Origin of the sequence: Erythrobacter sp. HL-111 (assembly GCF_900105095.1) — a bacterium.
In the GTDB taxonomy this organism is placed as follows: Bacteria; Pseudomonadota; Alphaproteobacteria; order Sphingomonadales; family Sphingomonadaceae; genus Erythrobacter.
Genome location: NZ_LT629743.1, coordinates 1 through 24339, shown reverse-complemented (window position 1 = coordinate 24339; position 24339 = coordinate 1). Strand labels below are relative to the sequence as shown.

At 63.6% G+C, this 24339-nt stretch carries 25 protein-coding genes, 1 tRNA gene and 1 pseudogene; 11 read left to right on the top strand and 16 right to left on the bottom strand.

Annotation, left to right across the window (positions count from 1 at the left end; translation table 11 throughout):
* Positions 1-28: 28 nt before the first annotated feature.
* Positions 29-502 carry a hypothetical protein gene (locus tag BLU08_RS00120; protein ID WP_090193810.1) on the bottom strand — a complete coding sequence of 158 codons (474 nt, stop codon included), beginning with the start codon at positions 500-502 and terminating at the stop codon, positions 29-31.
* Positions 503-610: 108 nt separating this feature from the next.
* Positions 611-1240 carry a PadR family transcriptional regulator gene (locus BLU08_RS00115; RefSeq protein ID WP_197676883.1) on the bottom strand — a complete coding sequence of 210 codons (630 nt, stop codon included), beginning with the start codon at positions 1238-1240 and terminating at the stop codon, positions 611-613.
* 99 nt (positions 1241-1339) lie between these two features.
* Between BLU08_RS00115 and BLU08_RS00110 the strand changes: the two genes are divergently transcribed.
* From BLU08_RS00110 to BLU08_RS00095, 4 genes are all read left to right on the top strand, one after another.
* Positions 1340-2671, top strand: a complete 1332-nt coding sequence (locus tag BLU08_RS00110; RefSeq protein ID WP_090193805.1) for a replication-associated recombination protein A — start codon at positions 1340-1342, stop codon at positions 2669-2671.
* A gap of 45 nt (positions 2672-2716) precedes the next feature.
* Positions 2717-3601: a hypothetical protein gene (locus BLU08_RS00105; protein ID WP_090193802.1), complete on the top strand. Its 885-nt coding sequence runs from the start codon at positions 2717-2719 to the stop codon at positions 3599-3601.
* A 55-nt stretch (positions 3602-3656) separates the two neighbouring features.
* A tRNA-Thr gene (locus BLU08_RS00100) sits at positions 3657-3732 on the top strand.
* 276 nt (positions 3733-4008) lie between these two features.
* Positions 4009-5379 carry an IS1380 family transposase gene (locus BLU08_RS00095; protein WP_090193798.1) on the top strand — a complete coding sequence of 457 codons (1371 nt, stop codon included), beginning with the start codon at positions 4009-4011 and terminating at the stop codon, positions 5377-5379.
* Between the two features lie 104 nt (positions 5380-5483).
* Here the strand turns inward: BLU08_RS00095 and BLU08_RS00090 are convergent, their stop codons facing one another.
* The 5 genes from BLU08_RS00090 to BLU08_RS00070 all read right to left on the bottom strand — a co-directional run bounded on the left by BLU08_RS00090 (position 5484) and on the right by BLU08_RS00070 (position 8834).
* Positions 5484-6398 carry a recombinase family protein gene (locus tag BLU08_RS00090; RefSeq protein ID WP_090193796.1) on the bottom strand — a complete coding sequence of 305 codons (915 nt, stop codon included), beginning with the start codon at positions 6396-6398 and terminating at the stop codon, positions 5484-5486.
* The gene (locus BLU08_RS00085) at positions 6391-6630 is read right to left on the bottom strand and encodes a hypothetical protein (protein WP_090193793.1); all 240 of its coding nucleotides are present in this window, start codon (positions 6628-6630) and stop codon (positions 6391-6393) included. Before BLU08_RS00085 ends, BLU08_RS00090 begins: the two co-directional genes overlap by 8 nt.
* 140 nt (positions 6631-6770) lie before the next feature.
* Positions 6771-7454: a hypothetical protein gene (locus BLU08_RS00080; RefSeq protein WP_090193791.1), complete on the bottom strand. Its 684-nt coding sequence runs from the start codon at positions 7452-7454 to the stop codon at positions 6771-6773.
* Positions 7447-8457 (bottom strand): hypothetical protein, encoded by a 1011-nt coding sequence (locus BLU08_RS00075; protein WP_090193788.1) that lies wholly within the window; start codon positions 8455-8457, stop codon positions 7447-7449. Before BLU08_RS00075 ends, BLU08_RS00080 begins: the two co-directional genes overlap by 8 nt.
* A gap of 62 nt (positions 8458-8519) precedes the next feature.
* Positions 8520-8834, bottom strand: a complete 315-nt coding sequence (locus BLU08_RS00070) for a hypothetical protein (RefSeq protein WP_090193786.1) — start codon at positions 8832-8834, stop codon at positions 8520-8522.
* Positions 8835-8933: 99 nt separating this feature from the next.
* Between BLU08_RS00070 and BLU08_RS00065 the strand changes: the two genes are divergently transcribed.
* Entirely contained in the window at positions 8934-9377 is a 444-nt protein-coding gene (locus BLU08_RS00065) for a hypothetical protein (protein ID WP_090193784.1), read from the top strand.
* 475 nt (positions 9378-9852) lie between these two features.
* On the opposite strand, the gene BLU08_RS00060 is transcribed toward BLU08_RS00065, so the two are convergent.
* The 3 genes from BLU08_RS00060 to BLU08_RS00050 all read right to left on the bottom strand — a co-directional run bounded on the left by BLU08_RS00060 (position 9853) and on the right by BLU08_RS00050 (position 14238).
* Complete coding sequence (locus BLU08_RS00060) at positions 9853-11223, bottom strand: IS1380 family transposase (RefSeq protein WP_090193770.1); 1371 nt, start codon at positions 11221-11223, stop codon at positions 9853-9855.
* Positions 11224-11515: 292 nt separating this feature from the next.
* Positions 11516-12886 carry an IS1380 family transposase gene (locus tag BLU08_RS00055; RefSeq protein WP_090193782.1) on the bottom strand — a complete coding sequence of 457 codons (1371 nt, stop codon included), beginning with the start codon at positions 12884-12886 and terminating at the stop codon, positions 11516-11518.
* A 108-nt stretch (positions 12887-12994) separates the two neighbouring features.
* A protein-coding gene (locus tag BLU08_RS00050; protein WP_090193779.1) for an IS3 family transposase occupies positions 12995-14238 on the bottom strand; the annotation gives its coding sequence in 2 pieces (ribosomal slippage) (positions 12995-13897 and positions 13900-14238; 1242 coding nt in all).
* Positions 14239-14295: 57 nt separating this feature from the next.
* Between BLU08_RS00050 and BLU08_RS00045 the strand changes: the two genes are divergently transcribed.
* From BLU08_RS00045 to BLU08_RS00030, 4 genes are all read left to right on the top strand, one after another.
* Positions 14296-14799, top strand: coding sequence for an antirestriction protein ArdA (locus tag BLU08_RS00045; protein WP_090193777.1), 504 nt, complete (start codon positions 14296-14298; stop codon positions 14797-14799).
* 107 nt (positions 14800-14906) lie between these two features.
* Positions 14907-15152 (top strand): helix-turn-helix domain-containing protein, encoded by a 246-nt coding sequence (locus BLU08_RS00040; RefSeq protein ID WP_090193775.1) that lies wholly within the window; start codon positions 14907-14909, stop codon positions 15150-15152.
* Positions 15152-16483 (top strand): type II toxin-antitoxin system HipA family toxin, encoded by a 1332-nt coding sequence (locus tag BLU08_RS00035; RefSeq protein WP_090193773.1) that lies wholly within the window; start codon positions 15152-15154, stop codon positions 16481-16483. Before BLU08_RS00040 ends, BLU08_RS00035 begins: the two co-directional genes overlap by 1 nt.
* Positions 16484-16663: 180 nt before the next feature.
* Positions 16664-18034 carry an IS1380 family transposase gene (locus BLU08_RS00030; RefSeq protein WP_090193770.1) on the top strand — a complete coding sequence of 457 codons (1371 nt, stop codon included), beginning with the start codon at positions 16664-16666 and terminating at the stop codon, positions 18032-18034.
* Between the two features lie 214 nt (positions 18035-18248).
* On the opposite strand, the gene BLU08_RS00025 is transcribed toward BLU08_RS00030, so the two are convergent.
* Entirely contained in the window at positions 18249-18986 is a 738-nt protein-coding gene (locus BLU08_RS00025) for a PaeR7I family type II restriction endonuclease (RefSeq protein WP_090193765.1), read from the bottom strand.
* Between the two features lie 129 nt (positions 18987-19115).
* Complete coding sequence (locus tag BLU08_RS15370; RefSeq protein WP_197676882.1) at positions 19116-19508, bottom strand: hypothetical protein; 393 nt, start codon at positions 19506-19508, stop codon at positions 19116-19118.
* A gap of 53 nt (positions 19509-19561) precedes the next feature.
* On the opposite strand from BLU08_RS15370, the gene BLU08_RS15365 reads away from it, so the two are divergent.
* Positions 19562-19987, top strand: coding sequence for a hypothetical protein (locus BLU08_RS15365; RefSeq protein WP_197676881.1), 426 nt, complete (start codon positions 19562-19564; stop codon positions 19985-19987).
* Positions 19988-20066: 79 nt separating this feature from the next.
* On the top strand, positions 20067-20312 hold the full coding sequence (locus tag BLU08_RS15360) for a hypothetical protein (protein WP_197676880.1): 246 nt from the start codon (positions 20067-20069) through the stop codon (positions 20310-20312).
* Positions 20313-20433: 121 nt separating this feature from the next.
* Here the strand turns inward: BLU08_RS15360 and BLU08_RS15355 are convergent, their stop codons facing one another.
* The 4 genes and pseudogenes from BLU08_RS15355 to BLU08_RS15000 all read right to left on the bottom strand — a co-directional run.
* The gene (locus BLU08_RS15355; protein WP_197676879.1) at positions 20434-20697 is read right to left on the bottom strand and encodes a hypothetical protein; all 264 of its coding nucleotides are present in this window, start codon (positions 20695-20697) and stop codon (positions 20434-20436) included.
* 245 nt (positions 20698-20942) lie between these two features.
* Positions 20943-22311, bottom strand: a pseudogene (locus BLU08_RS00015) (IS1380 family transposase).
* Between the two features lie 182 nt (positions 22312-22493).
* Positions 22494-23837 carry a relaxase/mobilization nuclease domain-containing protein gene (locus BLU08_RS00010; protein WP_090193762.1) on the bottom strand — a complete coding sequence of 448 codons (1344 nt, stop codon included), beginning with the start codon at positions 23835-23837 and terminating at the stop codon, positions 22494-22496.
* Positions 23834-24339 (bottom strand): hypothetical protein (locus tag BLU08_RS15000; protein ID WP_157674391.1); only part of this gene is annotated, 506 nt, incomplete at its 5' end. The genes BLU08_RS00010 and BLU08_RS15000, both read right to left, overlap by 4 nt.

Sequence of the window (24339 nt, the reverse complement as noted above, 5' to 3'; positions counted from 1 at the left end):
GGATGCGCCCGCTCCGCCTGCCCCCGGATCAGCGCAGCACCCCGGCCTTCGTCATCCGCGCCGCATACCAGGCCATGCCGATCACCGAGGCCCAGATCAGGAAGGTGAAGACGAGCTGGGCAGTGCCGGTGAAGGCGGCCGGCGCGTCGGAGGCGAAAAGGTAGGCGCTCGACCCGGCAAGGCCGACAAGCGCGGCGAGGAAGGCGTGACGGGCGAACCGGCTCCGCGCGAACAGCAGCAACGAACCCGCCACCGCACCCCACACGCCGAGCGCCCAGCACACGCTCGCCCAGAGCGGATAGTCCGCGAAATAGGCGAGGATCTCCTCGACGGTGATGCCCATGCTGTCGGCCGCCATCCCGAGATAGGCAGCGTTCGCGGTCCTCGTCATGACGTAATCGTTCGCGCCGCCCGCGAACCACAGGAGGCTCGCCAGGGCGAGCGCCCACAGGTGCCACGGTGCCTTCGCGCGTTCGCCCCGCACCGCGAATGCGTCGGTCATCGGCAATCCCTCCCCTTCCGGCGCGACCCGTTCCCGGGCGAAGCTACGCTCGCCCGGGCGAATCCGCAAATGCCGGCTGTCGCCGTGCGCGGGCGGGAGGGGCCGCGTTCAAAGCCGCTCGATCCGTTTGGCGACCTCGTCGATGATGTCGACGATCTCCTCCATCGCGGCCTTGTCGAGCCGGCCGCCCCGCGCCTTGTTGGCGAGGACGGTGGCGAGATTGCCGAGCGCGCGCATCAGGTCGGGCGAGCGGGCCTTCTCCGCGCGGCTGCCCTGTTCGTCCAGCCGCTCCATCAGCGCGTCGACCTCGCTCTTGCGCTCCTCGAGTTCGGCCCGGCCCTCCTCGGTCGCCTCGAACGGCTTCTTGGGACCGTCCGCCTCGGCCTCGGCGATCCTGCCCTCGTCGGCGAGCAGCTGCAGCGTCGGATAGACCGCGCCCGGGCTCGGCGCATAGGTGCCGCCGGTCATCTCCTCGATCGCCTTGATGAGCTCGTAACCGTGGCGCGGCTGTTCGGCCAGCAGGGCGAGCAGGGCGAGGCGCAGTTCGCCCTGCCCGAACATCCGCTGCCGCCGCCGGCGCCCGCCGCGCGGTCCGCCGCCCCATTCCGCGCCCCAGTCGGCGTCCCGGTCGCCCCGGCGCCCGCCGGACGCCGCCATCGCCATGAGCGGGCCGTAGAACTGCCACGCCGAACCGCGCCGGCCGTGGCGACCATGTCTCGAATACCGGAATCCTGTCATCGCAACCTCCATGTCGTGACTGCGTCAAGATATATCTTCGATACAGCGATGCAAGCGCGCCGTGGCATTTTCCGATCGAAGGCCTATGTCGCCGGACGAATGGCAGACCTGTTCGGAGACGACGCCCCCTCGCCCGCGCCCCCGCCCGCACCCACCGCGCGCGGGGACGCTCCGCTTGCCGACCGGCTGCGCCCGCGCGCGCTCGACGAGGTGATCGGGCAGGAACACCTCACCGGCCCCGCAGGCCCGATCGGGCGAATGGTCGCCGCCGGGCGGCTGTCGAGCATGATCCTGTGGGGCCCGCCCGGCACCGGCAAGACCAGCATCGCGCGCCTGCTCGCCGATGCGGTCGCAATGCGCTTCGTGTCGATCAGCGCGGTCTTCTCCGGGGTCGCGGACCTCAAGAAAGCCTTTGCCGAGGCGGACCGCATGGCCGAGGCGGGGCGGAAGAAGACCCTGCTCTTCGTGGACGAGATCCACCGCTTCAACCGCGCGCAGCAGGACGGTTTCCTGCCCTATGTCGAACGCGGCACGGTGACACTGGTCGGCGCCACGACCGAGAATCCGAGCTTCGCCCTGAATGCCGCCCTGCTCAGCCGGGCGCAGGTGCTGATCCTCGAACGGTTGGGGCACGAGGCGCTCGGCAAGCTGCTGGACCGCGCCGAAGCGGCGGAAGGAGCGCTCCCCCTGACCGCCGAGGCGCGCGCCGCGCTGATCGCGAGCGCCGACGGGGACGGGCGCTTCCTCCTCGGACAGGCCGAAACGCTCTACAATGCGGGGCTTGCGGAGCCGCTGGGGCCGGCCGAACTGGGCGCCTTCCTCCAGCGCCGCGTGGCGGTCTACGACCGGGACCGCGACGGGCACTACAACCTCATCAGCGCGCTGCACAAATCGGTGCGCGGCAGCGATCCGCAGGCCGCGCTCTATTACCTTGCGCGGATGCTGACGGCGGGCGAGGAACCGCTCTATGTCCTGCGGCGGCTCGTGCGGATGGCGTGCGAGGACATCGGCCTCGCCGATCCGCAGGCGCTGGCCCAGTGTCTCGCCGCGAAGGACGCCTACCAGTTCCTCGGCAGCCCGGAGGGCGAGCTGGCGATCGCGCAGGCCTGCCTCTACTGCGCGACGGCGCCCAAGTCGAACGCCGTCTACGCCGCGCAGAAGGCGGCGTGGCGCGCGGCGAAGGAGACGGGCAGCCTGATGCCGCCCGCCAATATCCTCAACGCGCCGACCAGGCTGATGAAGGAGATCGGCTACGGCGCGGGCTATTCCTATGATCACGACGCGCAGGAGGGTTTTTCGGGCGACGATTACTGGCCCGAGGAGATGGAGCCGCAGGAATTCTACACGCCGGTGGAACGCGGGTTCGAGCGGGAGGTGCGCGAACGGATCGCCTACTGGAACCGCCTGCGCGCGGAGCGCCGGGGTGGCTGAGCCGGCACGGGCAGCGGCCGCGAGCGCGGGCGAACGGGCGGGATCGTGAGAGCCTTCGACCACTTCCTCGCAGTCGACTGGTCGGGCGCGGCGGGCGCGCAGCACGCCGGGATCGCGCTTGCCCTTGCCCATGCCGATGGCGGTCCGCCCGCGCTGGTGCAACCGTCCCACCCGCGCGGCTGGTCGCGGAAAGAGGTGCTTGGCCTGCTGCTCGACCTTCCCAGCGACACGCTCGTCGGCATGGATCTCGGCCTGTCCCTGCCGCACGCGGATTGCGGCGCCTTCTTTCCCGGCTGGGCGGATTCCCCGGCGAACGCGCGCGGCCTGTGGGCGCTGGTCGAACGGCTCGCGGCGGCGGACGCCCACCTCTCCGCGGGCAGCGTCGTCGACCACCCCGAAATCGCCCCGTTCTTCCGCCGCCATGGCGGGCGCGAGGGCGCGCGGTTCCGCTGCGACGGGGCGGCGCACGGGCGCGGGCGCCTGCGCGTCACCGAACACGCGCAGGCGGCGATGGGACTGAAGCCCTATTCCAATTTCAACCTCGTCGGCGCGGCGCAGGTCGGCAAGTCCTCGCTGACGGGAATGCGCGTGCTCGACCGGCTCGCCGGGCGCGTGCCGGTGTGGCCGGTCGACGCGCTTCCCGCGCGCGGCAGCGTGGTGTGCGAGATCTACACCTCGCTCGCCGCGATCGAGGCGGGGCGTCCCGCATCGCGCGCCAAGATGCGGAGCGTCGAGGAGCTCAACGACGCACTCGCCGCGCTCGGATCGCCCCCGCTGGCGGGCTCCGGCCCGCTCGACGACCATTCCTGCGACGCCGCGCTGACCGCCGCATGGCTGCGCGCGGTCCACCGCGAAGACGCGCGCTGGACGCCGCGCGGCCTGACCCCGGCGATCGCCGTCACCGAAGGCTGGACTTTCGGCGCGATGTGACGATAGAGGCGCGTCTCCCCCAGGAACGCAGCGCCGCGCAGGCGCGCGGGGCGGAGCCGGCTTAGCTCAGTTGGTAGAGCAGTTGATTTGTAATCATCAGGTCGCGGGTTCGATTCCTGCAGCCGGCACCATCCTGTTTTCTAGGGTCGAAAAATCCCCTAAGAGCTTGAAGGGTAAGGAAAAATTAGCGGTTCGAAACCCTTCGTTTCTTTTGTATTTTAGCTGGTCTGCAAACGTCAATCTCAGCACCGCACGCTTGTCCTCAAAACGCGGAGAACTCCATAATTTCAGCGGGTTAGCCCGGATTATTCACCGGCGGTGGTCTGACGGGTTGGCGGGAGTGGCGTAAGCATTTGCATTGTTGTAGGAATGTGGTTGCTTAAGCCAGACCTGCAACGGGGCAAAATATGCCACAGACCACACCCGCCGGATGCGATGATAGCGCGTCCGTATTTTCGTTTCCAGCAGTGCGCGGCAAGAAGGTCACAGCTGCGTTTGACGGCGGCAGGCTGACCTCGGATGGCGGGGTCCTGGTGCTGGCTCAGGCCGAGCGCATGATGGGGCTCTGCCAGCGGCTTGCGGCGTGTATTGCCGATCCGCGCGATCCTGCTCGGGTGGTTCATCGGCTTGAAGATATCCTGCGCGCGCGGATGTTCGCGATCGCCTGCGGCTATGAGGATGCCGATGATCTCGACGCTCTGCGCGATGATCCGGGCTTCCGCCTTGCGCTGGGCAAGCTGCCGGGATCGGGTGCGGGGTTGGCCAGCCAACCGACGATGAGCCGCTGGGAGAATGCGCCGAGCACGCGCGAGCTGGCAAAGATGCTGGGGATCATGATCGACATCTACTGCGCCAGCTACCCCACTCCGCCGGCGGCGGTGACGCTGGATATCGATGACACCTGCGACGTCGTGCACGGCTATCAGCAACTCTCCTTCTGGAACGGACATCATGGGGAGCGCTGCTTCCTGCCGATCCATGTCTACGACACGGCAACGGGCCGGCCGGTGGCGATGCTGCTGCGCACGGGCAAGACGCCTTCTGGCAAGGAGGCGGCAGGGCATATCCGGCGTCTGGTGCGCCATCTTCGCCGCCACTGGCCCGATACCCACATCACCATCCGAGGCGACGGGCATTATGGACGGCCCGAGGTCATGGCCTTCTGCGAGGCGGCCCATGTCGATTACGTGTTCGGTCTGCCGACCAACGCCGCGCTGCGCGCTGATCCGGTTATCGTCACTGCCGCCGATGCCTGCGCGGTCCGCCGCGCCGAGTGCCAACTCCCGGTCCTGCACAGCTATGCCGAGACCCGCTACGGCGCGAAGAGCTGGAACCGCCAGCGCCGCGTCGTCGCCAGGATCGAGGCCAGCACGCTGGGCATGGATATCCGCTATGTCGTCACATCGCTAACCCAAGGCTCGGCTGAATACATCTATGACACGCTCTACTGTGCGCGCGGGCAGGCCGAGAACCTGATCAAGCTGCACAAGACCCAGCTGGCCAGTGACCGCACCTCGTGCCGGTCGGCGAACGCCAACCAGATGCGCCTGATCCTGCACACCGCTGCCTACTGGCTGCTGTGGCGCGTTCAGCAGGCGATCCCAAAGACCACCGCTCTGGCAAAAGCCGAGTTTACGACCCTGCGCCTGCGGCTGCTCAAGGTTGCTGCCCGCGTCATGGAAAGCGCCACCCGAATCCGCGTAGCGTTCGCCTCTGCGTGCCCCGATGCCGATCTGATGCGTGCCATCGTTCTCGCGCTCAAGCCTGCGCCGACGTAGCGGGCGCGGCAGTGCCGCAGAAACCCCGAGCCAAGTCCTTCAACCAGAAAAGCCCATCGATCACAGCGCGGTGAAACAGACGCCAGCGGTGCCGCACGCCCGCTCTACGCCGCCGCACGCAGCAGTGGCGTCAAGCTCGCACCGAGAGGCGCCCAACCGCATCGCCGTGAATAAGAGAGGTTAGCCATGTTGGTTTTCCGGCCCGAGAGACGGTCCTGAATTCTCCGATATGTGTGTAGGCTGATGATCCCATCATGCTGCCCTTCACGCAGATCGATGTTCCAATCCGGACGCTCGATATATCCGGCATAGAGCACCTGCGTCAGCCATTCCCGGACACGCTGGATGCGCACTTCGCCTTGCTTTGTGTCTTTCGGAAAGTCCGGCTGGGCTTCCAGGAAGCGCTTTACCTCGCTCAGCGTCTGCAAACGCCCGTCAGCATAGCGTTCAAGCGCCTCTTGAAGGATTGAGGCGACAGGTTCATCGCGAACAAGGAGCTTGCCGTGCGCGCCAACCTTTTCGTATTTCAATCCGATAGGCGCTTTGAAGACCCAATAGCCGTTCATCATCCGGCCCCACATGCGGTTGCGGGTCTGCTCCGCATTCTTGAGGCGATGATATTCGGCAAAGTTCACCGACATCATCTCCATCAACCAGGCTTCGGAGGTGTCGCCAAACTGGAAGGACGGGCATTCCAGTATCGAGTTGGTTTTGGCCAGTTCATCGCGGAACCACATCCAGATGCGGGTGTCACGCGCCAGGCGGCTGATATCTTCAATGATGATGACGTGAGGAACGCGGCGATTGGCGCGTAGAAACTTCAGCATTTCCTCGCTTTGAGGACGCTTCAGATCGCCGCCGGATGCATCGTCCTTGTAGGTCGCAACGACCTCATAACCCTTGCTTTTCGCGTATTCGACGCACCGCACTTCCTGGCTTTCCAGGCCGTGGCCTTCCGTTTTCTGCTTTGTATCAGAAACGCGGCAATAGATGACGGCAGGTTGTTTCTTCTCAGTCATTGTTCAGCTCTGTAATCATTATCGTTTCATCGGATTTTACCTCATCCGAATCAGCCTTGCCAGAATTACGTCGCTGTTTATCAACGACTTTCTGGACAGCATCTGTGCCGTAAGCACGGGCAACGAAGCTGTCGAGCAGGGCCCACATAACATCGATGAACTCGTCTTTTTTGTCATCCGCGAGGTTAAATTCATCCAGCAGGGGCCGGTATTTTTCATAGTCCGGTCCCATCTATTCCAACAAGCTGGCTTTAAGAAAAAGCCAGTCCTCTATCTTCAGTATACCACTATGAGTTGTATACTTGCAAATAAATCCCGGATTTACGCGGGTTACAGAGTTTTTCATTTTGTTATTCATCTGTATTCTCCGCATCAATATTTCGGGAAAGCTTCGAAGAGCGCCCCGGCTTGATCAGCCCAGACTGTCCAGGCATCGATCAGGTTTTGGGTGCGGGCGCGCTGAGCGCCGCCGGTTGTCTCACCAATTCCGTAGAGGCTGACGCCGCAGCCCTGGAGCAGATCACCGTTCGGCGCAGGCAACGGGGTTTCACCGCTGGCCAGACGTTCCGGGCTTGTGCCAGGCGACGCCTCAATCCCGTCGGTGAAGAGAACAAGCGCGGTCAGGCGTGTGCCGCAGGACAGCAGCGCCGCTTCCTCTTCAAGAAAGGCAGTGATGTGCGTTGTGTCGCCCGCAGGCAGGCGTCCGCTCGCTACTAGTTCCGGGAGGCTGGCGATCAGCCGTTCCACACTCGCCGCGACGCGGGCCGCAGGCATTCGCCGCGACACCGTGATATCCAGACGCAGCGGGTTATCGCTTTGGCTGTAGGAGCCGAAGGTGCGGATACGCAGCCGATCGCCATTGCCAAGGGTACGGATCATCTCCGCCGCCTTGCGCCCGGCCTTGGCCGCCATGACGTCGCTTTCGACGATGACATTCGAGGTCGAGACATCGAGCGCAATCATCAGATCGCGCGGGGTGCGCCGATCATCCGCGACGGCGGATTGGCCCAGGAGGCTGAGCATGGCGCAGCCAGCAAGGAAAGCAGCCTTAGTCATCGAACATCTCCAGATCATTCTCGGTGAGGCCGAACTCGGTGATCGCCACCGACACAGCGATGTCGAAGAGCACGTCGTCGCTGATCGCCTGTTCGAGATCGGCCAGAAGGGCTTTGAGGGCGGGCACATCGAGCGTGCCGACTTCATCGGGCAGGCCGAGGAGCTTGGAGCCGAGCCCGGCCAGCAGATCGCCCGCATCATCGGCCTTCATCAGCTTTTCAGCTTGGGCCACACGGCGCGGATAGCTCAGCGCGCGATCGGCTTTCGCTGATAGGATCGCCACGGCTTCACCTACCTGCGCTGCAGGCGATTGGGCATCATGATCCTTGAGATCGTGTGCAATCTCGCCGAGCGCGGCGTCAGCCTCAAAAATTTCAGCTTTGTGTTTGCCCGATTCCTTGAGGGGGATGAGCGCGCCGACAAAGTCGCCAGCAAGCTTGAGCGCCACGCCGATCAGGAAATGGCTCACCAGCACGGTCAGGAAAAACACACCGCCCAGGCCAAGGGTCGCGAACAGGAGGGCAATCAGCCCGCCATAATCCGCGAACAGATCGCGAAGGAACTCGACAAAGCTTTCATCGTCGGGCGCGCCATCGGCATCGGCGAGCCAGCTATCGAGCCCATCGATGCCGGTGGCCGGATCGAACAGCATGGAGGCTGCGACCTCAAAGCTCGTCATTGCGACGATCAGGCCGAAACCCAGAAGGAAGAGCACAAGCGCCACCAAACCGAGGCGCATCATCCAGCGATGGATTGCCTCGCTCCCCGGCTGACGGGTGAGCACATGCAGCGCGACGATCGCGATCAGGGAAGCAAGCGCGAGAAGGGTGATCGGCTGATTGCCGGTCCCGTCATCCAGGAGCGTCACCATGGTGTGGAGCATCAGTTGAAACTCCACCGCCAGCGCCGCCCCGAGCACGAGAAGGACAAGCGGAAGCGCCGCAAGCCCCGCCGCCGCCAGCAGGAAGGCTTTGCGCGCAGCGCCGTGCAGCGCGCCGATCATTTCAATCTGATGCGGGCGTAGCCGAGTAATTTGGCGAGTTGCTGGACGGGTGTTTGCCTTAGTCATGGTCGGCCCCTTTTCGCGCTGGCGAGACGGAGCAGACGCCCATGGTCGGCCTTCAGCCTCGCGAAGGCGGGCGTGTCTTCATGAAGGGTCAGGAAGGCATGGAAGGCGTCGCTCAGCTCCGCTTGGAGCTGATCCGCCGTTGCTTGTGCCGCGTCCGCCTCATTGCGGGTAAGCCCGAACAGCTCGCGCACCGCCTCAGCGGTGACCGCTTTCGAGGGCGGCTGCATCTCGCGCAGGGCCGCTTCGAAAGCATTGAGGGCTTTCATCTCGCTGACCTCTGGCGGCGTCGTATTGAAAATCCGGCTGTTCATAGTGATGTTTGATAAGCGCAACCCGCGCCGGGACGGGTTGTCGAAAGTTGTCGAATGAGGGAGAGCGGGGTGCCAAGCTTCGGAATTCGCTTAGGAAAAATGGTCGCCGAATTCCGGGCGGCGAACGAGATGAGCCAGAAAGACCTGGCGATCGCCGCCTTTAACGACGAGGCACAACGCTATTGGGTCTCGAAACTTGAAGGCGGGAGAGTTCATCGTCCGCATGAGCGGAAAGTCGATGCGCTTCGGCTGGCACTCGGTATCCCGCTGGAGACGATCGACGAAATCCGCGATCCGTCCGAGCGTGAGGCCGCGCTCCTCGAAACCGAAGAAAAGCTTGCTCGGTATACGGCCAGTCTCAATGAAGGCTTGGCGAAGAGAGGCTCAGTCCGAATTTTACCCTTGCGCCCGCAAGAGCCCGTTACGGCCAAATCGCTTGCCGAATACAAAGAGCAGCTCAAAAAAGCCAAACCTCCACGCACCTACGTTCTGGATGACGACGGCAATCTTGTTCAGCCCGGTCATAAGCTCAAAGACCTATAGGCTCAGCCTAAAATAGGATTAGGGCGGCGCAGGATTGCCCGTCAGAGGTCCATCGCTCGTTGGGCCGGTCCGTGATCAATCATCGTTACGCAAACCTGGCCGGGCGCGCCGAACGCGCAAGGGCCGCCCGCTCCATTCGCTCACGCATGCGTTCGCTCCCGTGTTAGCCCGCGCGAGGCCATAGCCTCGCTTTGCACGTCCGGCTTCTTCGCCCGGCCTTTCTCGTTCGCGTCCCGATCACGGGACCAGACAACAGCGAGAAAGGACCAAGACAATGAGTGTCGTTGCCCCTTAACCTCTCTTATTCACGGCGATGCGGTTGGGCGCCTCTCGGCGCGAGCTTGACGCCACTGCTGCGTGCGGCGGCGTAGAGCGGGCGTGCGGCACCGCTGGCGTCTGTTTCACCGCGCTGTGATCGATGGGCTTTTCTGGTTGAAGGACTTGGCTCGGGGTTTCTGCGGCACTGCCGCGCCCGCTACGTCGGCGCAGGCTTGAGCGCGAGAACGATGGCACGCATCAGATCGGCATCGGGGCACGCAGAGGCGAACGCTACGCGGATTCGGGTGGCGCTTTCCATGACGCGGGCAGCAACCTTGAGCAGCCGCAGGCGCAGGGTCGTAAACTCGGCTTTTGCCAGAGCGGTGGTCTTTGGGATCGCCTGCTGAACGCGCCACAGCAGCCAGTAGGCAGCGGTGTGCAGGATCAGGCGCATCTGGTTGGCGTTCGCCGACCGGCACGAGGTGCGGTCACTGGCCAGCTGGGTCTTGTGCAGCTTGATCAAGTTCTCGGCCTGCCCGCGCGCACAGTAGAGCGTGTCATAGATGTATTCAGCCGAGCCTTGGGTTAGCGATGTGACGACATAGCGGATATCCATGCCCAGCGTGCTGGCCTCGATCCTGGCGACGACGCGGCGCTGGCGGTTCCAGCTCTTCGCGCCGTAGCGGGTCTCGGCATAGCTGCGCAGGACCGGGAGTTGGCACTCGGCGCGGCGGACCGCGCAGGCATCGGCGGCAGTGACGATAACCGGATCAGCGCGCAGCGCGGCGTTGGTCGGCAGACCGAACACGTAATCGACATGGGCCGCCTCGCAGAAGGCCATGACCTCGGGCCGTCCATAATGCCCGTCACCGCGGATGGTGATGTGGGTATCGGGCCAGTGGCGGCGAAGATGGCGCACCAGACGCCGGATATGCCCTGCCGCCTCCTTGCCCGAAGGCGTCTTGCCCGTGCGCAGCAGCATCGCCACCGGCCGGCCCGTTGCCGTGTCGTAGACATGGATCGGCAGGAAGCAGCGCTCCCCATGATGTCCGTTCCAGAAGGAGAGTTGCTGATAGCCGTGCACGACGTCGCAGGTGTCATCGATATCCAGCGTCACCGCCGCCGGCGGAGTGGGGTAGCTGGCGCAGTAGATGTCGATCATGATCCCCAGCATCTTTGCCAGCTCGCGCGTGCTCGGCGCATTCTCCCAGCGGCTCATCGTCGGTTGGCTGGCCAACCCCGCACCCGATCCCGGCAGCTTGCCCAGCGCAAGGCGGAAGCCCGGATCATCGCGCAGAGCGTCGAGATCATCGGCATCCTCATAGCCGCAGGCGATCGCGAACATCCGCGCGCGCAGGATATCTTCAAGCCGATGAACCACCCGAGCAGGATCGCGCGGATCGGCAATACACGCCGCAAGCCGCTGGCAGAGCCCCATCATGCGCTCGGCCTGAGCCAGCACCAGGACCCCGCCATCCGAGGTCAGCCTGCCGCCGTCAAACGCAGCTGTGACCTTCTTGCCGCGCACTGCTGGAAACGAAAATACGGACGCGCTATCATCGCATCCGGCGGGTGTGGTCTGTGGCATATTTTGCCCCGTTGCAGGTCTGGCTTAAGCAACCACATTCCTACAACAATGCAAATGCTTACGCCACTCCCGCCAACCCGTCAGACCACCGCCGGTGAATAATCCGGGTTAACCTCTCTTATTCACGGCGATGCGGTTGGGCGCCTCTCGGCGCGAGCTTGACGCCACTGCTGCGTGCGGCGGCGTAGAGCGGGCGTGCGGCACCGCTGGCGTCTGTTTCACCGCGCTGTGATCGATGGGCTTTTCTGGTTGAAGGACTTGGCTCGGGGTTTCTGCGGCACTGCCGCGCCCGCTACGTCGGCGCAGGCTTGAGCGCGAGAACGATGGCACGCATCAGATCGGCATCGGGGCACGCAGAGGCGAACGCTACGCGGATTCGGGTGGCGCTTTCCATGACGCGGGCAGCAACCTTGAGCAGCCGCAGGCGCAGGGTCGTAAACTCGGCTTTTGCCAGAGCGGTGGTCTTTGGGATCGCCTGCTGAACGCGCCACAGCAGCCAGTAGGCAGCGGTGTGCAGGATCAGGCGCATCTGGTTGGCGTTCGCCGACCGGCACGAGGTGCGGTCACTGGCCAGCTGGGTCTTGTGCAGCTTGATCAGGTTCTCGGCCTGCCCGCGCGCGCAGTAGAGCGTGTCATAGATGTGCTCGGCCGAGCTTTCGGTGAGCGATGTGACGACGTAGCGGATATCCATTCCCAGCGTGCTGGCCTCGATCCTGGCGACGACGCGGCGCTGGCGGTTCCAGCTCTTCGCGCCGTAGCGGGTCTCGGCATAGCTGCGCAGGACCGGGAGTTGGCACTCGGCGCGGCGGACCGCGCAGGCATCGGCGGCAGTGACGATAACCGGATCAGCGCGCAGCGCGGCGTTGGTCGGCAGACCGAACACGTAATCGACATGGGCCGCCTCGCAGAAGGCCATGACCTCGGGCCGTCCATAATGCCCGTCACCGCGGATGGTGATGTGGGTATCAGGCCAGTGGCGGCGAAGATGGCGCACCAGACGCCGGATATGCCCTGCCGCCTCCTTGCCAGAAGGCGTCTTGCCCGTGCGCAGCAGCATCGCCACCGGCCGGCCCGTTGCCGTGTCGTAGACATGGATCGGCAGGAAGCAGCGCTCCCCATGATGTCCGTTCCAGAAGGAGAGTTGCTGATAGCCGTGCACGACGTCGCAGGTGTCATCGATATCCAGCGTCACCGCCGCCGGCGGAGTGGGGTAGCTGGCGCAGTAGATGTCGATCATGATCCCCAGCATCTTTGCCAGCTCGCGCGTGCTCGGCGCATTCTCCCAGCGGCTCATCGTCGGTTGGCTGGCCAACCCCGCACCCGATCCCGGCAGCTTGCCCAGCGCAAGGCGGAAGCCCGGATCATCGCGCAGAGCGTCGAGATCATCGGCATCCTCATAGCCGCAGGCGATCGCGAACATCCGCGCGCGCAGGATATCTTCAAGCCGATGAACCACCCGAGCAGGATCGCGCGGATCGGCAATACACGCCGCAAGCCGCTGGCAGAGCCCCATCATGCGCTCGGCCTGAGCCAGCACCAGGACCCCGCCATCCGAGGTCAGCCTGCCGCCGTCAAACGCAGCTGTGACCTTCTTGCCGCGCACTGCTGGAAACGAAAATACGGACGCGCTATCATCGCATCCGGCGGGTGTGGTCTGTGGCATATTTTGCCCCGTTGCAGGTCTGGCTTAAGCAACCACATTCCTACAACAATGCAAATGCTTACGCCACTCCCGCCAACCCGTCAGACCACTGCCGGTGAATAATCCGGGTTAATTCCCGGACAGTTCCTCACTGGTTGATTGGGTGATGTATTCTCGCGGGGCGAGGTAGCCAAGTGCGCGATGCGGGTGGACGGTGTTGTAGTGGTGGAACCAGCTGGGCAGCTGGTTGATCACGGCTCTGGCGTTGGGCTTTTCGGCGACGCGGACGTAGTCGCGCTTCATGGTGCGCACGAACGCTTCGGCCATGCCGTTGGACTGCGGGCTTTCGATGGGTGTCGTGCGCGGCCTGAGGTTGATCTCGCGGGCGAAGCGACGGGTCTCCCTGGCGGTGTAGCAACTGCCGTTATCGGTCAGCCATTCGATGGTAGTAGGGAGCCTGTTCACGCGGCCGAAGCGGTGCTCGACGGTGGCGGTCATGAGATCGCGCACGTCCTCGGCGGATATGCCTGCGGTGGTGGCAACAAAGCCCATCGCCTCGCGATCGCAGCAGTCGAGCGAGAAGGCGACCCGCACCTTCTCGCCGTTATCGCAGCCGATCTCGAAGCCGTCGGAGCACCAGCGGGTGTTGCGGGTATCGACCGCGACCCGCCCATCGTGGCGGCGCTCGTCACCCTTTCCGCTATGGCGCTGGAGCAGCAGGCCATGCACCTTCATCACTCGGTAGACCCGCTTGGCATTGGGCGCAGATGGCCCGCCATTGCGCGCCTGCCGCCGCAGGAGCGCATGGATCCGGCGGTAGCCATAGGTCGGCAGTTCGGCGATCAGGGCCTGGATACGCGCGACGAGCTCCTCCTCAGGCAGTGGAGGCCGGCCGCGGCGGCGTGCAGGAGCCTTGCGTCTGGCTGACGAGAGATGCTGCCGGGAGACGCCAAGCGCTCTCGCAACCGCGCTCACAGGTCGCCCTCCGGCAACGAGAGCGTGCGCAACGCTGTTTTTTTGGGTCCGGCCACGCGCGAGATCGCCTCGCGCAGGATCTCGTTCTCCATGGTCTTCTTACCGAGCATGCGCTGCAGCTCGCGCACCTGGTTCTCCAGCGCGCGATACTCGCTCGCCGGAACCACCTCGCCGCCAGCGCGGGTGGCGGACAGGGCGCCGCTTGCCGCCTGCCGGCGCCAGCCAAAAAGCTGGTTCGGCGCGACCCCGTGCATGCGCGCCACAAGCGACACGCTGTTGCCGGGCAGGAAGGTCTCTTCGACCATGCGGAGCTTCTCTTCCGGGGTCCAGCGCCTACGGCGCTGAACCCCTCCGAGAACCTCCGCATGCACATAGTTCCTGGGATTACTGTCGGTCATATGCCTCACTCTTACATAAGTGTGAGGTCCTGTCCGGTCATTTTGGGGGCCGCTTCAATGAGCAACCGCTACCACGCGACACCCTATGACATTTCCGCCACCGGCTTTTACTTCGACACCTATGAGGAATATCAGGCCCGCGCCGCTGTGCACCGCAACGAGTACGGCGATCCGGTCGAGGAATACGAAATCCAGTTCATCGACGGCGACAGCTACCGGCTCTTCGACGCGATCGGGGTCAATCAGGCAAATCTGAAAGACTGGTTCGAGCGCTTCGAGGACATGGATGACGACGAGGCCGTGAAGCTCATCATCCTGATCGAGCACTTCGGATACAGCGTCGAGGACGCCCTCGATCGGATCGACGATTTGCATCTCTTCGAGGGAACCGCGATCCAGTACGCCGAGGAACTGATCGAGAGCACCGGCATGCTCGACCAGATGCCCGAGAACCTGCGCTATTACTTCGACACCGAAGCCTTCGCCCGCGACATGGTGCTGGGCGGTGATATCACCCCGGTCGAGATTGATGGCAGGAGTTACATCGCCGATGGCGTGTGAGGGGCACACGCCCCTCATTCGCGCTCGCGGATAAAGTAATTTTATCATCGAACGCGGATATTGAATTTTTATCCGCGATCGCGTATATTCAACGATGGAGGAACACCATGCCGATACGCGATCCACAACAGCTCGGCGCAGCGCTTCAACGGGAGCGAAAGCGTCAGGGCCTGACCCAGACACAGCTCGCCGAAAAAGCCGGACTGCGCCAGCAGACGATTTCAGCCGTTGAGGGCGGCAAGCCGCGCTCCGAGCTTCAAGTCATCTTCGACATTATGGCCGCCCTTGGCCTTGAGGTGGCGCTCAGCCCGCGCGACGGCAAGATATCGCCAAGCTTTGAGGAATTGTTCTGATGGGCCGGAAACGCAAATCCGGCGTGCTCACCGTCGCGCTGAACGGGCGCGTTGTAGGCAGGCTTGCGCGCGCCGCCGATGGCGCGACGCGCTTCGATTACGCCCAGAACTGGCTCGATTGGGAATATGCGATCCCGGTCTCGCGCTCTATGCCGCTCGTGGACCGGCCCTTTACCGGCCTCGCCGTTAGGGCGGTCTTCGACAATTTGCTTCCCGACGATGATCGCATCCGGGCACGGATCGCGGCCAGAGTGGGCGCAGACGGGACAGATGCTTTTTCGATGCTCGCCGCGCTTGGCCGCGATTGCGTCGGCGCGCTTCAGTTTCTCCCGGAAGACATGCCGCCCGCACCGCCCGGCCCGCCGGAAGGCGAGCCCATAACCACAGAGGCAATCGCCGAGCGCATTCGCTCGCTCAGCGTCGCGCCGCTGGGCATGCGCGGCGGCGATGATGCGTTCCGCATTTCCCTAGCGGGCGCGCAGGACAAAACCGCCCTTCTTTATCACAAAGGCACGTGGCTGGTTCCGATCGGCACCACCCCGACCACCCATATCCTGAAGCCCCAGATCGGGATGGTCCAAACTCCCGATGGTGAGGTGGACCTCACCGACAGCGTTCAGAACGAGCATGTCTGCATGGCGCTTTGCCGTGCTCTTGGGCTGGACGTGGCCCCGACCGAAATCCTGGACCTTGACGATGATCTTCTCGTTCTCAGCATTGAGCGGTTTGATCGCCGCCTCGACAGCAAAGGCCGTCTCCTGCGGCTCCCCCAGGAAGATATGTGCCAGGCGCTCGGCATCCTGCCGACCGGCAAGTATGAGAGCCATGGCGGCCCCGGCATCGGAGACTGCCTTGACCTCCTGAAATCGAGCGATCACCCGGACGCCGACCGACGCGCGTTCATGAAGGCGCAGATCGTCTTCTGGCTGATCGGCGCGACCGACGGCCACGCAAAGAATTTTTCCCTGTCTCTGGAACCGCAGGGGCGCTTCCAGCTGACACCGCTCTACGACATTCTGTCCACCCAGTGGCAGCATGACCGCCGCCAGATACCCCGCAACGCGTTCCGGCTTGCGATGGCGATTGGCGACAAGCGACGGTATAAGGTGACGGAAATTGCGCCGCGCCATTTTGAGCAGACGGCGAAGCTTGCAGGCTTCCCGATCGACGCGCTGCATGAGGTGATGGGGGAGATCGTGAGCGAGCTTCCACGCGCCTCAGAAGCCTTGACAGATCAACTGGACGCCCGCGTGCCAGCCGTTATGGCAGAGGCAATCCTGGCCGCCGCAAACACGAGAGCGCAGCAGATCGAAGCGTATTTGAATGGCTGATATCAGCCATGCTCGTTGTATGGAGTCGGTGTCACAAGGGAACAGATCGACGGTAATACCAAGGAGCCTTAACCCGGATTATTCACCGGCAGTGGTCTGACGGGTTGGCGGGAGTGGCGTAAGCATTTGCATTGTTGTAGGAATGTGGTTGCTTAAGCCAGACCTGCAACGGGGCAAAATATGCCACAGACCACACCCGCCGGATGCGATGATAGCGCGTCCGTATTTTCGTTTCCAGCAGTGCGCGGCAAGAAGGTCACAGCTGCGTTTGACGGCGGCAGGCTGACCTCGGATGGCGGGGTGCTGGTGCTGGCTCAGGCCGAGCGCATGATGGGGCTCTGCCAGCGGCTTGCGGCGTGTATTGCCGATCCGCGCGATCCTGCTCGGGTGGTTCATCGGCTTGAAGATATCCTGCGCGCGCGGATGTTCGCGATCGCCTGCGGCTATGAGGATGCCGATGATCTCGACGCTCTGCGCGATGATCCGGGCTTCCGCCTTGCGCTGGGCAAGCTGCCGGGATCGGGTGCGGGGTTGGCCAGCCAACCGACGATGAGCCGCTGGGAGAATGCGCCGAGCACGCGCGAGCTGGCAAAGATGCTGGGGATCATGATCGACATCTACTGCGCCAGCTACCCCACTCCGCCGGCGGCGGTGACGCTGGATATCGATGACACCTGCGACGTCGTGCACGGCTATCAGCAACTCTCCTTCTGGAACGGACATCATGGGGAGCGCTGCTTCCTGCCGATCCATGTCTACGACACGGCAACGGGCCGGCCGGTGGCGATGCTGCTGCGCACGGGCAAGACGCCTTCTGGCAAGGAGGCGGCAGGGCATATCCGGCGTCTGGTGCGCCATCTTCGCCGCCACTGGCCTGATACCCACATCACCATCCGCGGTGACGGGCATTATGGACGGCCCGAGGTCATGGCCTTCTGCGAGGCGGCCCATGTCGATTACGTGTTCGGTCTGCCGACCAACGCCGCGCTGCGCGCTGATCCGGTTATCGTCACTGCCGCCGATGCCTGCGCGGTCCGCCGCGCCGAGTGCCAACTCCCGGTCCTGCGCAGCTATGCCGAGACCCGCTACGGCGCGAAGAGCTGGAACCGCCAGCGCCGCGTCGTCGCCAGGATCGAGGCCAGCACGCTGGGCATGGATATCCGCTATGTCGTCACATCGCTAACCCAAGGCTCGGCTGAATACATCTATGACACGCTCTACTGTGCGCGCGGGCAGGCCGAGAACTTGATCAAGCTGCACAAGACCCAGCTGGCCAGTGACCGCACCTCGTGCCGGTCGGCGAACGCCAACCAGATGCGCCTGATCCTGCACACCGCTGCCTACTGGCTGCTGTGGCGCGTTCAGCAGGCGATCCCAAAGACCACCGCTCTGGCAAAAGCCGAGTTTACGACCCTGCGCCTGCGGCTGCTCAAGGTTGCTGCCCGCGTCATGGAAAGCGCCACCCGCATCCGCGTAGCGTTCGCCTCTGCGTGCCCCGATGCCGATCTGATGCGTGCCATCGTTCTCGCGCTCAAGCCTGCGCCGACGTAGCGGGCGCGGCAGTGCCGCAGAAACCCCGAGCCAAGTCCTTCAACCAGAAAAGCCCATCGATCACAGCGCGGTGAAACAGACGCCAGCGGTGCCGCACGCCCGCTCTACGCCGCCGCACGCAGCAGTGGCGTCAAGCTCGCACCGAGAGGCGCCCAACCGCATCGCCGTGAATAAGAGAGGTTAGAAGCTGAATACGATCAAGCATTAATGACACCTATCTTGCCGCCACAGCCGCGATATGCCCTGCAAAGTCTGTCACGAACGTCTTCAATGACGTCAGCTCGCTCAAGTGCCGATAGCTGCCATCTTTTGAAGCCTCGCGCGGCGAAGCCAGAAACGCCGCGCTGTTATAGAGCCCTTCTTGGACAAGACGCTTGCAGAGAATGTCGTATCGCTGCGCGTAGGATGCGCGCTTGAAGGCGGGATCAACGGGGAAGTGCGGCTGCTTGTCCGCAACGGGCGTGTTTGACTTCGGGCAGTCTTCGACAAGCATGACCCACCCGAGGAACGGGCGCGGAACGTCCTTGCCAAACGCCCCTTCGCGGTAGGCCGTCCAGAGATCGTGCGCCGTGCCGATGGCTTCCTCGGAGCGGTTGTTGAAGTTGTTGCCGAAGGACGGCCCGACTTGCGACTTGAATTCAAGGGCGGCGACAAGCTCGCCCCGATACATGACGAGCATGTCCCATAGCTTGGTCGGCCTGAAAAAGCCTGGCAGAGTCAGAACGCGCTGCTGAACGCAGATATCTGCGAGCGCCAGACCGTTGACCTCGACCAGCGTTTGGGCGATGGCAAGGAAGCCATCCATGTTCTTGCCAGCGGTGACAGCCCCGCGCGATCCTGCGTCCTGGTTTCCTGACTCGATCTGCCGCGCCAGCGCAGCTTCACGGTTTCCCCAGAACAGTTTGACGGCTTCGCGCGCCTGGGCTTCGTAGTTGGCAAGTTCAAGACTCATGCGTCGGCATTCCTTTCAATCAGTTTCAGTTCGGCAGGGCTTAGCCCGTAAAGCTCGGATACAATTTCGTTAAGAGCATGGCGGTCGTTCGTCTCGGCGTAGTTTGCGAGACGCTGGCGCAAGTCGGTGCTAACGTCCGACCACTTCGGAATCCTGATCTTGCGAAGGTACTGCGCCTGAAAGCGCAGATACCCGCCCCGCATGCGGGTACAGTAAAGCGCCACGAAAAGGCGGGCGATGCCCGACCGCATGACGGCCTGAAGCGCGTGCACGTCCCACTCGTCCGAGGTGATGAAATAAAGATTGTGGTGGCGGGTAGAGCTCGCCCTTTTCGTACACGATGGACGCATCACCCTTGATGTCGGGGATAAGCAGCTTCTCGCGGTAGGTCAGCTCAGGATAGATGCGGTCAATGGTGCGATACCAGCCGCGCGGGTTCTTTTCGGCGACGTGGCGGTCTGCGATCTGTTCCTTGCGCTCTTCAAGGTAGGCGCGCAGCTTCGGGAAGTCCTCGAGATCCACGAGCTTCCCGTCATCGCCGAACGGATTGACGATCCCCTTCCCCGCCAGGCAACGTGCCCTTCGAGTATGTCGCGCGTCATCACGAGCGGCAGCTTGCGCGAGGGCTCGACATCAAGATTGCGAAGTCGCCGATGAAGGCTTGTCGGCGGCCCGTGGCAACGCCGATGCCGGACTTTGCAGCCCGCATCTTCAAGGGCTGGAAACCGCGCCTCGATGCGGCGCACGAGGGCGAGCTCATCGAAGGAGTCGAGCACCCACGGCTCGCCGCCTGCGGTGACATTCTCGATCTCGCGCACCTTGGTCTTTTTCGGAAGCTTGGCGGCGGTGAGATCGGCTGCGAGCGCTTCAAAGTCTTCGAGTCGATGGCGGGGCGAGCGAAGACGCGGGTCGAGCCGCCCGTCGCCTTTTCGATGACGGTGATGGCAGGGTATGCGCTGACCTCGGCATGGAAGGCATCAACGCCGTACATGTCCACGTAGGTCGTGAGCGCGTAGTGCTTGCTGACCAGCTCGCGGAGCTTCTTGCCATACTTGTTCTTCATCCAGCGGTCAGCGGCAGATGAAGCCAAGCTTGCCGCCCTTCGCCAGCAATGCCAGCGGAGCGCTCGATGAAGGGCACATAGATGTCGGCGCGATCATAGATCGTCTTGAAGCGCTTCCTGTACTCCGCTCATCAGCAGTCAGGAATGCTCTCCTGCCGAACATAGGGCGGGTTGCCGACGACATGTGTGAAGCCTGTGGGCAGGTCGGCCAGCAGGAAGTCGCCCTGCATCAGCCAGACATCGCACAAGGCGCTGCATCCTGACGACTGAGCCCGCGCTGTAGGAGCGTCTTGGCAAGCAAGGCGCGAGTGCCGTACAGGTGGCGGCGGTGCAACTCGACGGCGCGGATCGCGGGGGCAAGCGGCTTCGAAGGTCAGTTTGCCGTCACGCGCAGCGGGCGGCAACCAGGCGGTCGATGGCAGGAAGCAGGAAGTCGCCATCACCGAAGGACGGTTCAAAGCAGGCGGTATGCCGTAAGCGGCGCGGCCTCGGTGTAGCCGTGAGATCGAGGATGAATTCGACCACTTCGCGCTTGGTGAAGATCGCTCCGCGCTCTTCGATGCCGCCGTCTGTCGCCAGCTTCTCCACGGCCTCTGTCACAGGACAAAGGCCAGGGAAGGCAGGCTGCAAGGCAAGCGATGCTGTCACGGTCGATTCCTCATGAACAATTCAAGAACTCGTTGCCCTTGATAGCATGGATAGTGCAAGCCGTTCCCTCTCTTATTCACGGCGATGCGGTTGGGCGCCTCTCGGTGCGAGCTTGACGCCACTGCTGCGTGCGGCGGCGTAGAGCGGGCGTGCGGCCGCTGGCGTCTGTTTCACCGCGCTGTGATCGATGGGCTTTTTCTGGTTGAAGGACTTGGCTCGGGGTTTCTGCGGCACTGCCGCGCCCGCTACGTCGGCGCAGGCTTGAGCGCGAGAACGATGGCACGCATCAGATCGGCATCGGGGCACGCAGAGGCGAACGCTACGCGGATGCGGGTGGCGCTTTCCATGACGCGGGCAGCAACCTTGAGCAGCCGCAGGCGCAGGGTCGTAAACTCGGCTTTTGCCAGAGCGGTGGTCTTTGGGATCGCCTGCTGAACGCGCCACAGCAGCCAGTAGGCAGCGGTGTGCAGGATCAGGCGCATCTGGTTGGCGTTCGCCGACCGGCACGAGGTGCGGTCACTGGCCAGCTGGGTCTTGTGCAGCTTGATCAGGTTCTCGGCCTGCCCGCGCGCGCAGTAGAGCGTGTCATAGATGTGCTCGGCCGAGCCTTGGGTTAGCGATGTGACGACATAGCGGATATCCATGCCCAGCGTGCTGGCCTCGATCCTGGCGACGACGCGGCGCTGGCGGTTCCAGCTCTTCGCGCCGTAGCGGGTCTCGGCATAGCTGCGCAGGACCGGGAGTTGGCACTCGGCGCGGCGGACGCGCAGGCATCGGCGGCAGTGACGATAACCGGATCAGCGCGCAGCGCGGCGTTGGTCGGCAGACCGAACACGTAATCGACATGGGCCGCCTCGCAGAAGGCCATGACCTCGGGCCGTCCATAATGCCCGTCACCGCGGATGGTGATGTGGGTATCAGGCCAGTGGCGGCGAAGATGGCGCACCAGACGCCGGATATGCCCTGCCGCCTCCTTGCCAGAAGGCGTCTTGCCCGTGCGCAGCAGCATCGCCACCGGCCGGCCCGTTGCCGTGTCGTAGACATGGATCGGCAGGAAGCAGCGCTCCCCATGATGTCCGTTCCAGAAGGAGAGTTGCTGATAGCCGTGCACGACGTCGCAGGTGTCATCGATATCCAGCGTCACCGCCGCCGGCGGAGTGGGGTAGCTGGCGCAGTAGATGTCGATCATGATCCCCAGCATCTTTGCCAGCTCGCGCGTGCTCGGCGCATTCTCCCAGCGGCTCATCGTCGGTTGGCTGGCCAACCCCGCACCCGATCCCGGCAGCTTGCCCAGCGCAAGGCGGAAGCCCGGATCATCGCGCAGAGCGTCGAGATCATCGGCATCCTCATAGCCGCAGGCGATCGCGAACATCCGCGCGCGCAGGATATCTTCAAGCCGATGAACCACCCGAGCAGGATCGCGCGGATCGGCAATACACGCCGCAAGCCGCTGGCAGAGCCCCATCATGCGCTCGGCCTGAGCCAGCACCAGGACCCCGCCATCCGAGTCAGCCTGCCGCCGTCAAACGCAGCTGTGACCTTCTTGCCGCGCACTGCTGGAAACGAAAATACGGACGCGCTATCATCGCATCCGGCGGGTGTGGTCTGTGGCATATTTTGCCCCGTTGCAGGTCTGGCTTAAGCAACCACATTCCTACAACAATGCAAATGCTTACGCCACTCCCGCCAACCCGTCAGACCACTGCCGGTGAATAATCCGGGCTAAACCCGCGCGGGGCCATCAGGACATCGCCTGCGATCTCATTTCTACCAAACATAGTACCAGTCCTTCATCTCTAAGGTTCGAGGGTGCGGTCGCGGGAGCGGCCACCGGATTGCGTGGAGCGGTTGCGCGTGCGGTCCGGCTTGGCGCGATCCAGGGCCGCCCGCGTCCGCGCGGAGGGTTTTTCGAGGGCGTCGGACAGCGCCCGCGTTTTCGCGAGGTCGCGATAGAGAAGCGCCAGCTCGCTCGCATGGCGTTGCCGCTCGTTTCGGACATTGGCTTGCAGAGCGCGCCGTTCGGCCAATTGCCGGGTGATCAGGTCCTGGCGCTCTTTCGCATCGCGCTCGCGCTTGAAGGCGACTTCGGCCTCATTGCGCTTGCGCACGGCGCTATGCTTGCCGCGCAGCAGTCCCACACGCCTTTCAGGCCCTTGGAGAAGCGCGCCTGGCGGGCTTTGGATTCGACCACCCAGCGTTCCGCCTGACGCTGATCGAGCGCCCGCGCGCTCAGCCTTATGATCGGCGCGCATAGCGCGCCTTTTCGCGCGGATCGGGTTCAGGCGCTGTGCGCTTTCTTTATCGAGCGTCGTGATGTGACGCTTGAGGACCTTTTCCATCAGCTCTGCGACACGCGCCTTGGTCTCATCGACCGACGGCAGGGTTGACGGATCGCCCAGGCGCTCTTTTACGGCCTTGGTTTTCTGGCCGATCATGCGCGGGATCGCATAGACTTCGCCCTGGACATCGACCGCTACGAAGCCCCGGCGATCGCCTTGCGCCAGATAATAGCCGCGCTCTTCGAGCTGGCGCTTGAAGGCGGTAACGTCTTTCGCGCCGTTCCAGCATTCCTGGAAGGTGGCCTTGATATCGGCAGCGCTTTTCCCGGCGCGCCGGGCTTGTTGCCATTCGGCGAGAGTGAAATTCAGCGGGGAACGATGGTTCCTTCCATCTTGGCCGCGCTTATACCCATCAGGCAGATTCCAGCCATGTTCGAGGAACAGCCCCCGCGAAATCTCATTCAGCTTGCGCTTGAAATGCGGGAGATTGATCGCCCGCATGTTCTCAGTGTCGATCCGGCTCCACACTGCATGGGCGTGGCGGCGGCCTTCCTTTTCATGGAAGACGAGCGCCATCGGCTGGCGCTCCAGGCCCATTTCCTTCTCGATCCGGCGCGCGGCCAGCTCGAAGACTTCAGGCCGGACATTTTCCGTCTCGGGCGGGGAGAGACTGACCGAGAAGAAATGCTGTTTGCACTTCGTGCCCTTGGCCGCCGCTTCGGCTTCCAGGAACGCGCCATGCAGATCGTCGGAGACGAAGCCGCGAACTTTGTGCAGCTCGACATGCTCGTTATCGCGCTCATTCATCAGATGCGAGGCGAGCGCCCGCCCGCCGCCGCGTTGCGATGCCTTGATGATCATGGGGAAGGCTCCCCATTTCGATCATGGTCACCGTGCTCGCCCGCCGCCCGGCCAAAGGCCGAGGAGCAGCTTTCGCAGACATGTGTGGCTTTATCGGTTTCCCTTATGCCGAGGGCGGCGAGCAGGAAGCGCCGCATGATCCGGACATCATCACAGGCGCGCTTGATAGCCCGCTCAGTCTCATCGCCGAGGGGCAGCGCGCCGACGCGCGCAGCCTCGGCCAGTTCGTTCAGGTTTTTGGCAATCCGGGACGAGCCCAGCATGCCCAGGAGTTGAGCCAGCGCTTTCTGGTCTTTGACCGGATTGAGCCCGCGCGCCTGTTTGACCGACGCATCGGGATCGAACAACCGTGATTTGATATACGCGGAAATTGATTGCCGACCGGCATCCTCGATCAGCTTTTGCTTCTCATCGAAGCTCAGACGCAGCGAGAAGGGAGCGGGACGCTTTTGCGTCCGCTTGTTCCATTTATCCTGGCTGGGGCCGGAGCCTTGCCCGCCCC

Excerpts from the sequence above, each read along its gene's own strand:
- BLU08_RS00090 (WP_090193796.1), bottom strand. The coding sequence starts at position 6,398 with ATGACTGAGAAGAAACAACCTGCCGTCATCTATTGCCGCGTTTCTGAT.
- BLU08_RS00030 (WP_090193770.1), top strand. The coding sequence starts at position 16,664 with ATGCCACAGACCACACCCGCCGGATGCGATGATAGCGCGTCCGTATTT.
- BLU08_RS00045 (WP_090193777.1), top strand. The coding sequence starts at position 14,296 with ATGAGCAACCGCTACCACGCGACACCCTATGACATTTCCGCCACCGGC.
- BLU08_RS00080 (WP_090193791.1), bottom strand. The coding sequence starts at position 7,454 with ATGACTAAGGCTGCTTTCCTTGCTGGCTGCGCCATGCTCAGCCTCCTG.
- BLU08_RS00060 (WP_090193770.1), bottom strand. The coding sequence starts at position 11,223 with ATGCCACAGACCACACCCGCCGGATGCGATGATAGCGCGTCCGTATTT.
- BLU08_RS15360 (WP_197676880.1), top strand. The coding sequence starts at position 20,067 with ATGAAGCCAAGCTTGCCGCCCTTCGCCAGCAATGCCAGCGGAGCGCTC.
- BLU08_RS00055 (WP_090193782.1), bottom strand. The coding sequence starts at position 12,886 with ATGCCACAGACCACACCCGCCGGATGCGATGATAGCGCGTCCGTATTT.
- BLU08_RS00035 (WP_090193773.1), top strand. The coding sequence starts at position 15,152 with ATGGGCCGGAAACGCAAATCCGGCGTGCTCACCGTCGCGCTGAACGGG.
- BLU08_RS00070 (WP_090193786.1), bottom strand. The coding sequence starts at position 8,834 with ATGAACAGCCGGATTTTCAATACGACGCCGCCAGAGGTCAGCGAGATG.
- BLU08_RS00095 (WP_090193798.1), top strand. The coding sequence starts at position 4,009 with ATGCCACAGACCACACCCGCCGGATGCGATGATAGCGCGTCCGTATTT.
- BLU08_RS00115 (WP_197676883.1), bottom strand. The coding sequence starts at position 1,240 with ATGACAGGATTCCGGTATTCGAGACATGGTCGCCACGGCCGGCGCGGT.
- BLU08_RS00110 (WP_090193805.1), top strand. The coding sequence starts at position 1,340 with ATGGCAGACCTGTTCGGAGACGACGCCCCCTCGCCCGCGCCCCCGCCC.
- BLU08_RS00065 (WP_090193784.1), top strand. The coding sequence starts at position 8,934 with ATGGTCGCCGAATTCCGGGCGGCGAACGAGATGAGCCAGAAAGACCTG.
- BLU08_RS00085 (WP_090193793.1), bottom strand. The coding sequence starts at position 6,630 with ATGGGACCGGACTATGAAAAATACCGGCCCCTGCTGGATGAATTTAAC.
- BLU08_RS00010 (WP_090193762.1), bottom strand. The coding sequence starts at position 23,837 with ATGATCATCAAGGCATCGCAACGCGGCGGCGGGCGGGCGCTCGCCTCG.
- BLU08_RS00025 (WP_090193765.1), bottom strand. The coding sequence starts at position 18,986 with ATGAGTCTTGAACTTGCCAACTACGAAGCCCAGGCGCGCGAAGCCGTC.
- BLU08_RS00040 (WP_090193775.1), top strand. The coding sequence starts at position 14,907 with ATGCCGATACGCGATCCACAACAGCTCGGCGCAGCGCTTCAACGGGAG.
- BLU08_RS00120 (WP_090193810.1), bottom strand. The coding sequence starts at position 502 with ATGACCGACGCATTCGCGGTGCGGGGCGAACGCGCGAAGGCACCGTGG.
- BLU08_RS00075 (WP_090193788.1), bottom strand. The coding sequence starts at position 8,457 with ATGATCGGCGCGCTGCACGGCGCTGCGCGCAAAGCCTTCCTGCTGGCG.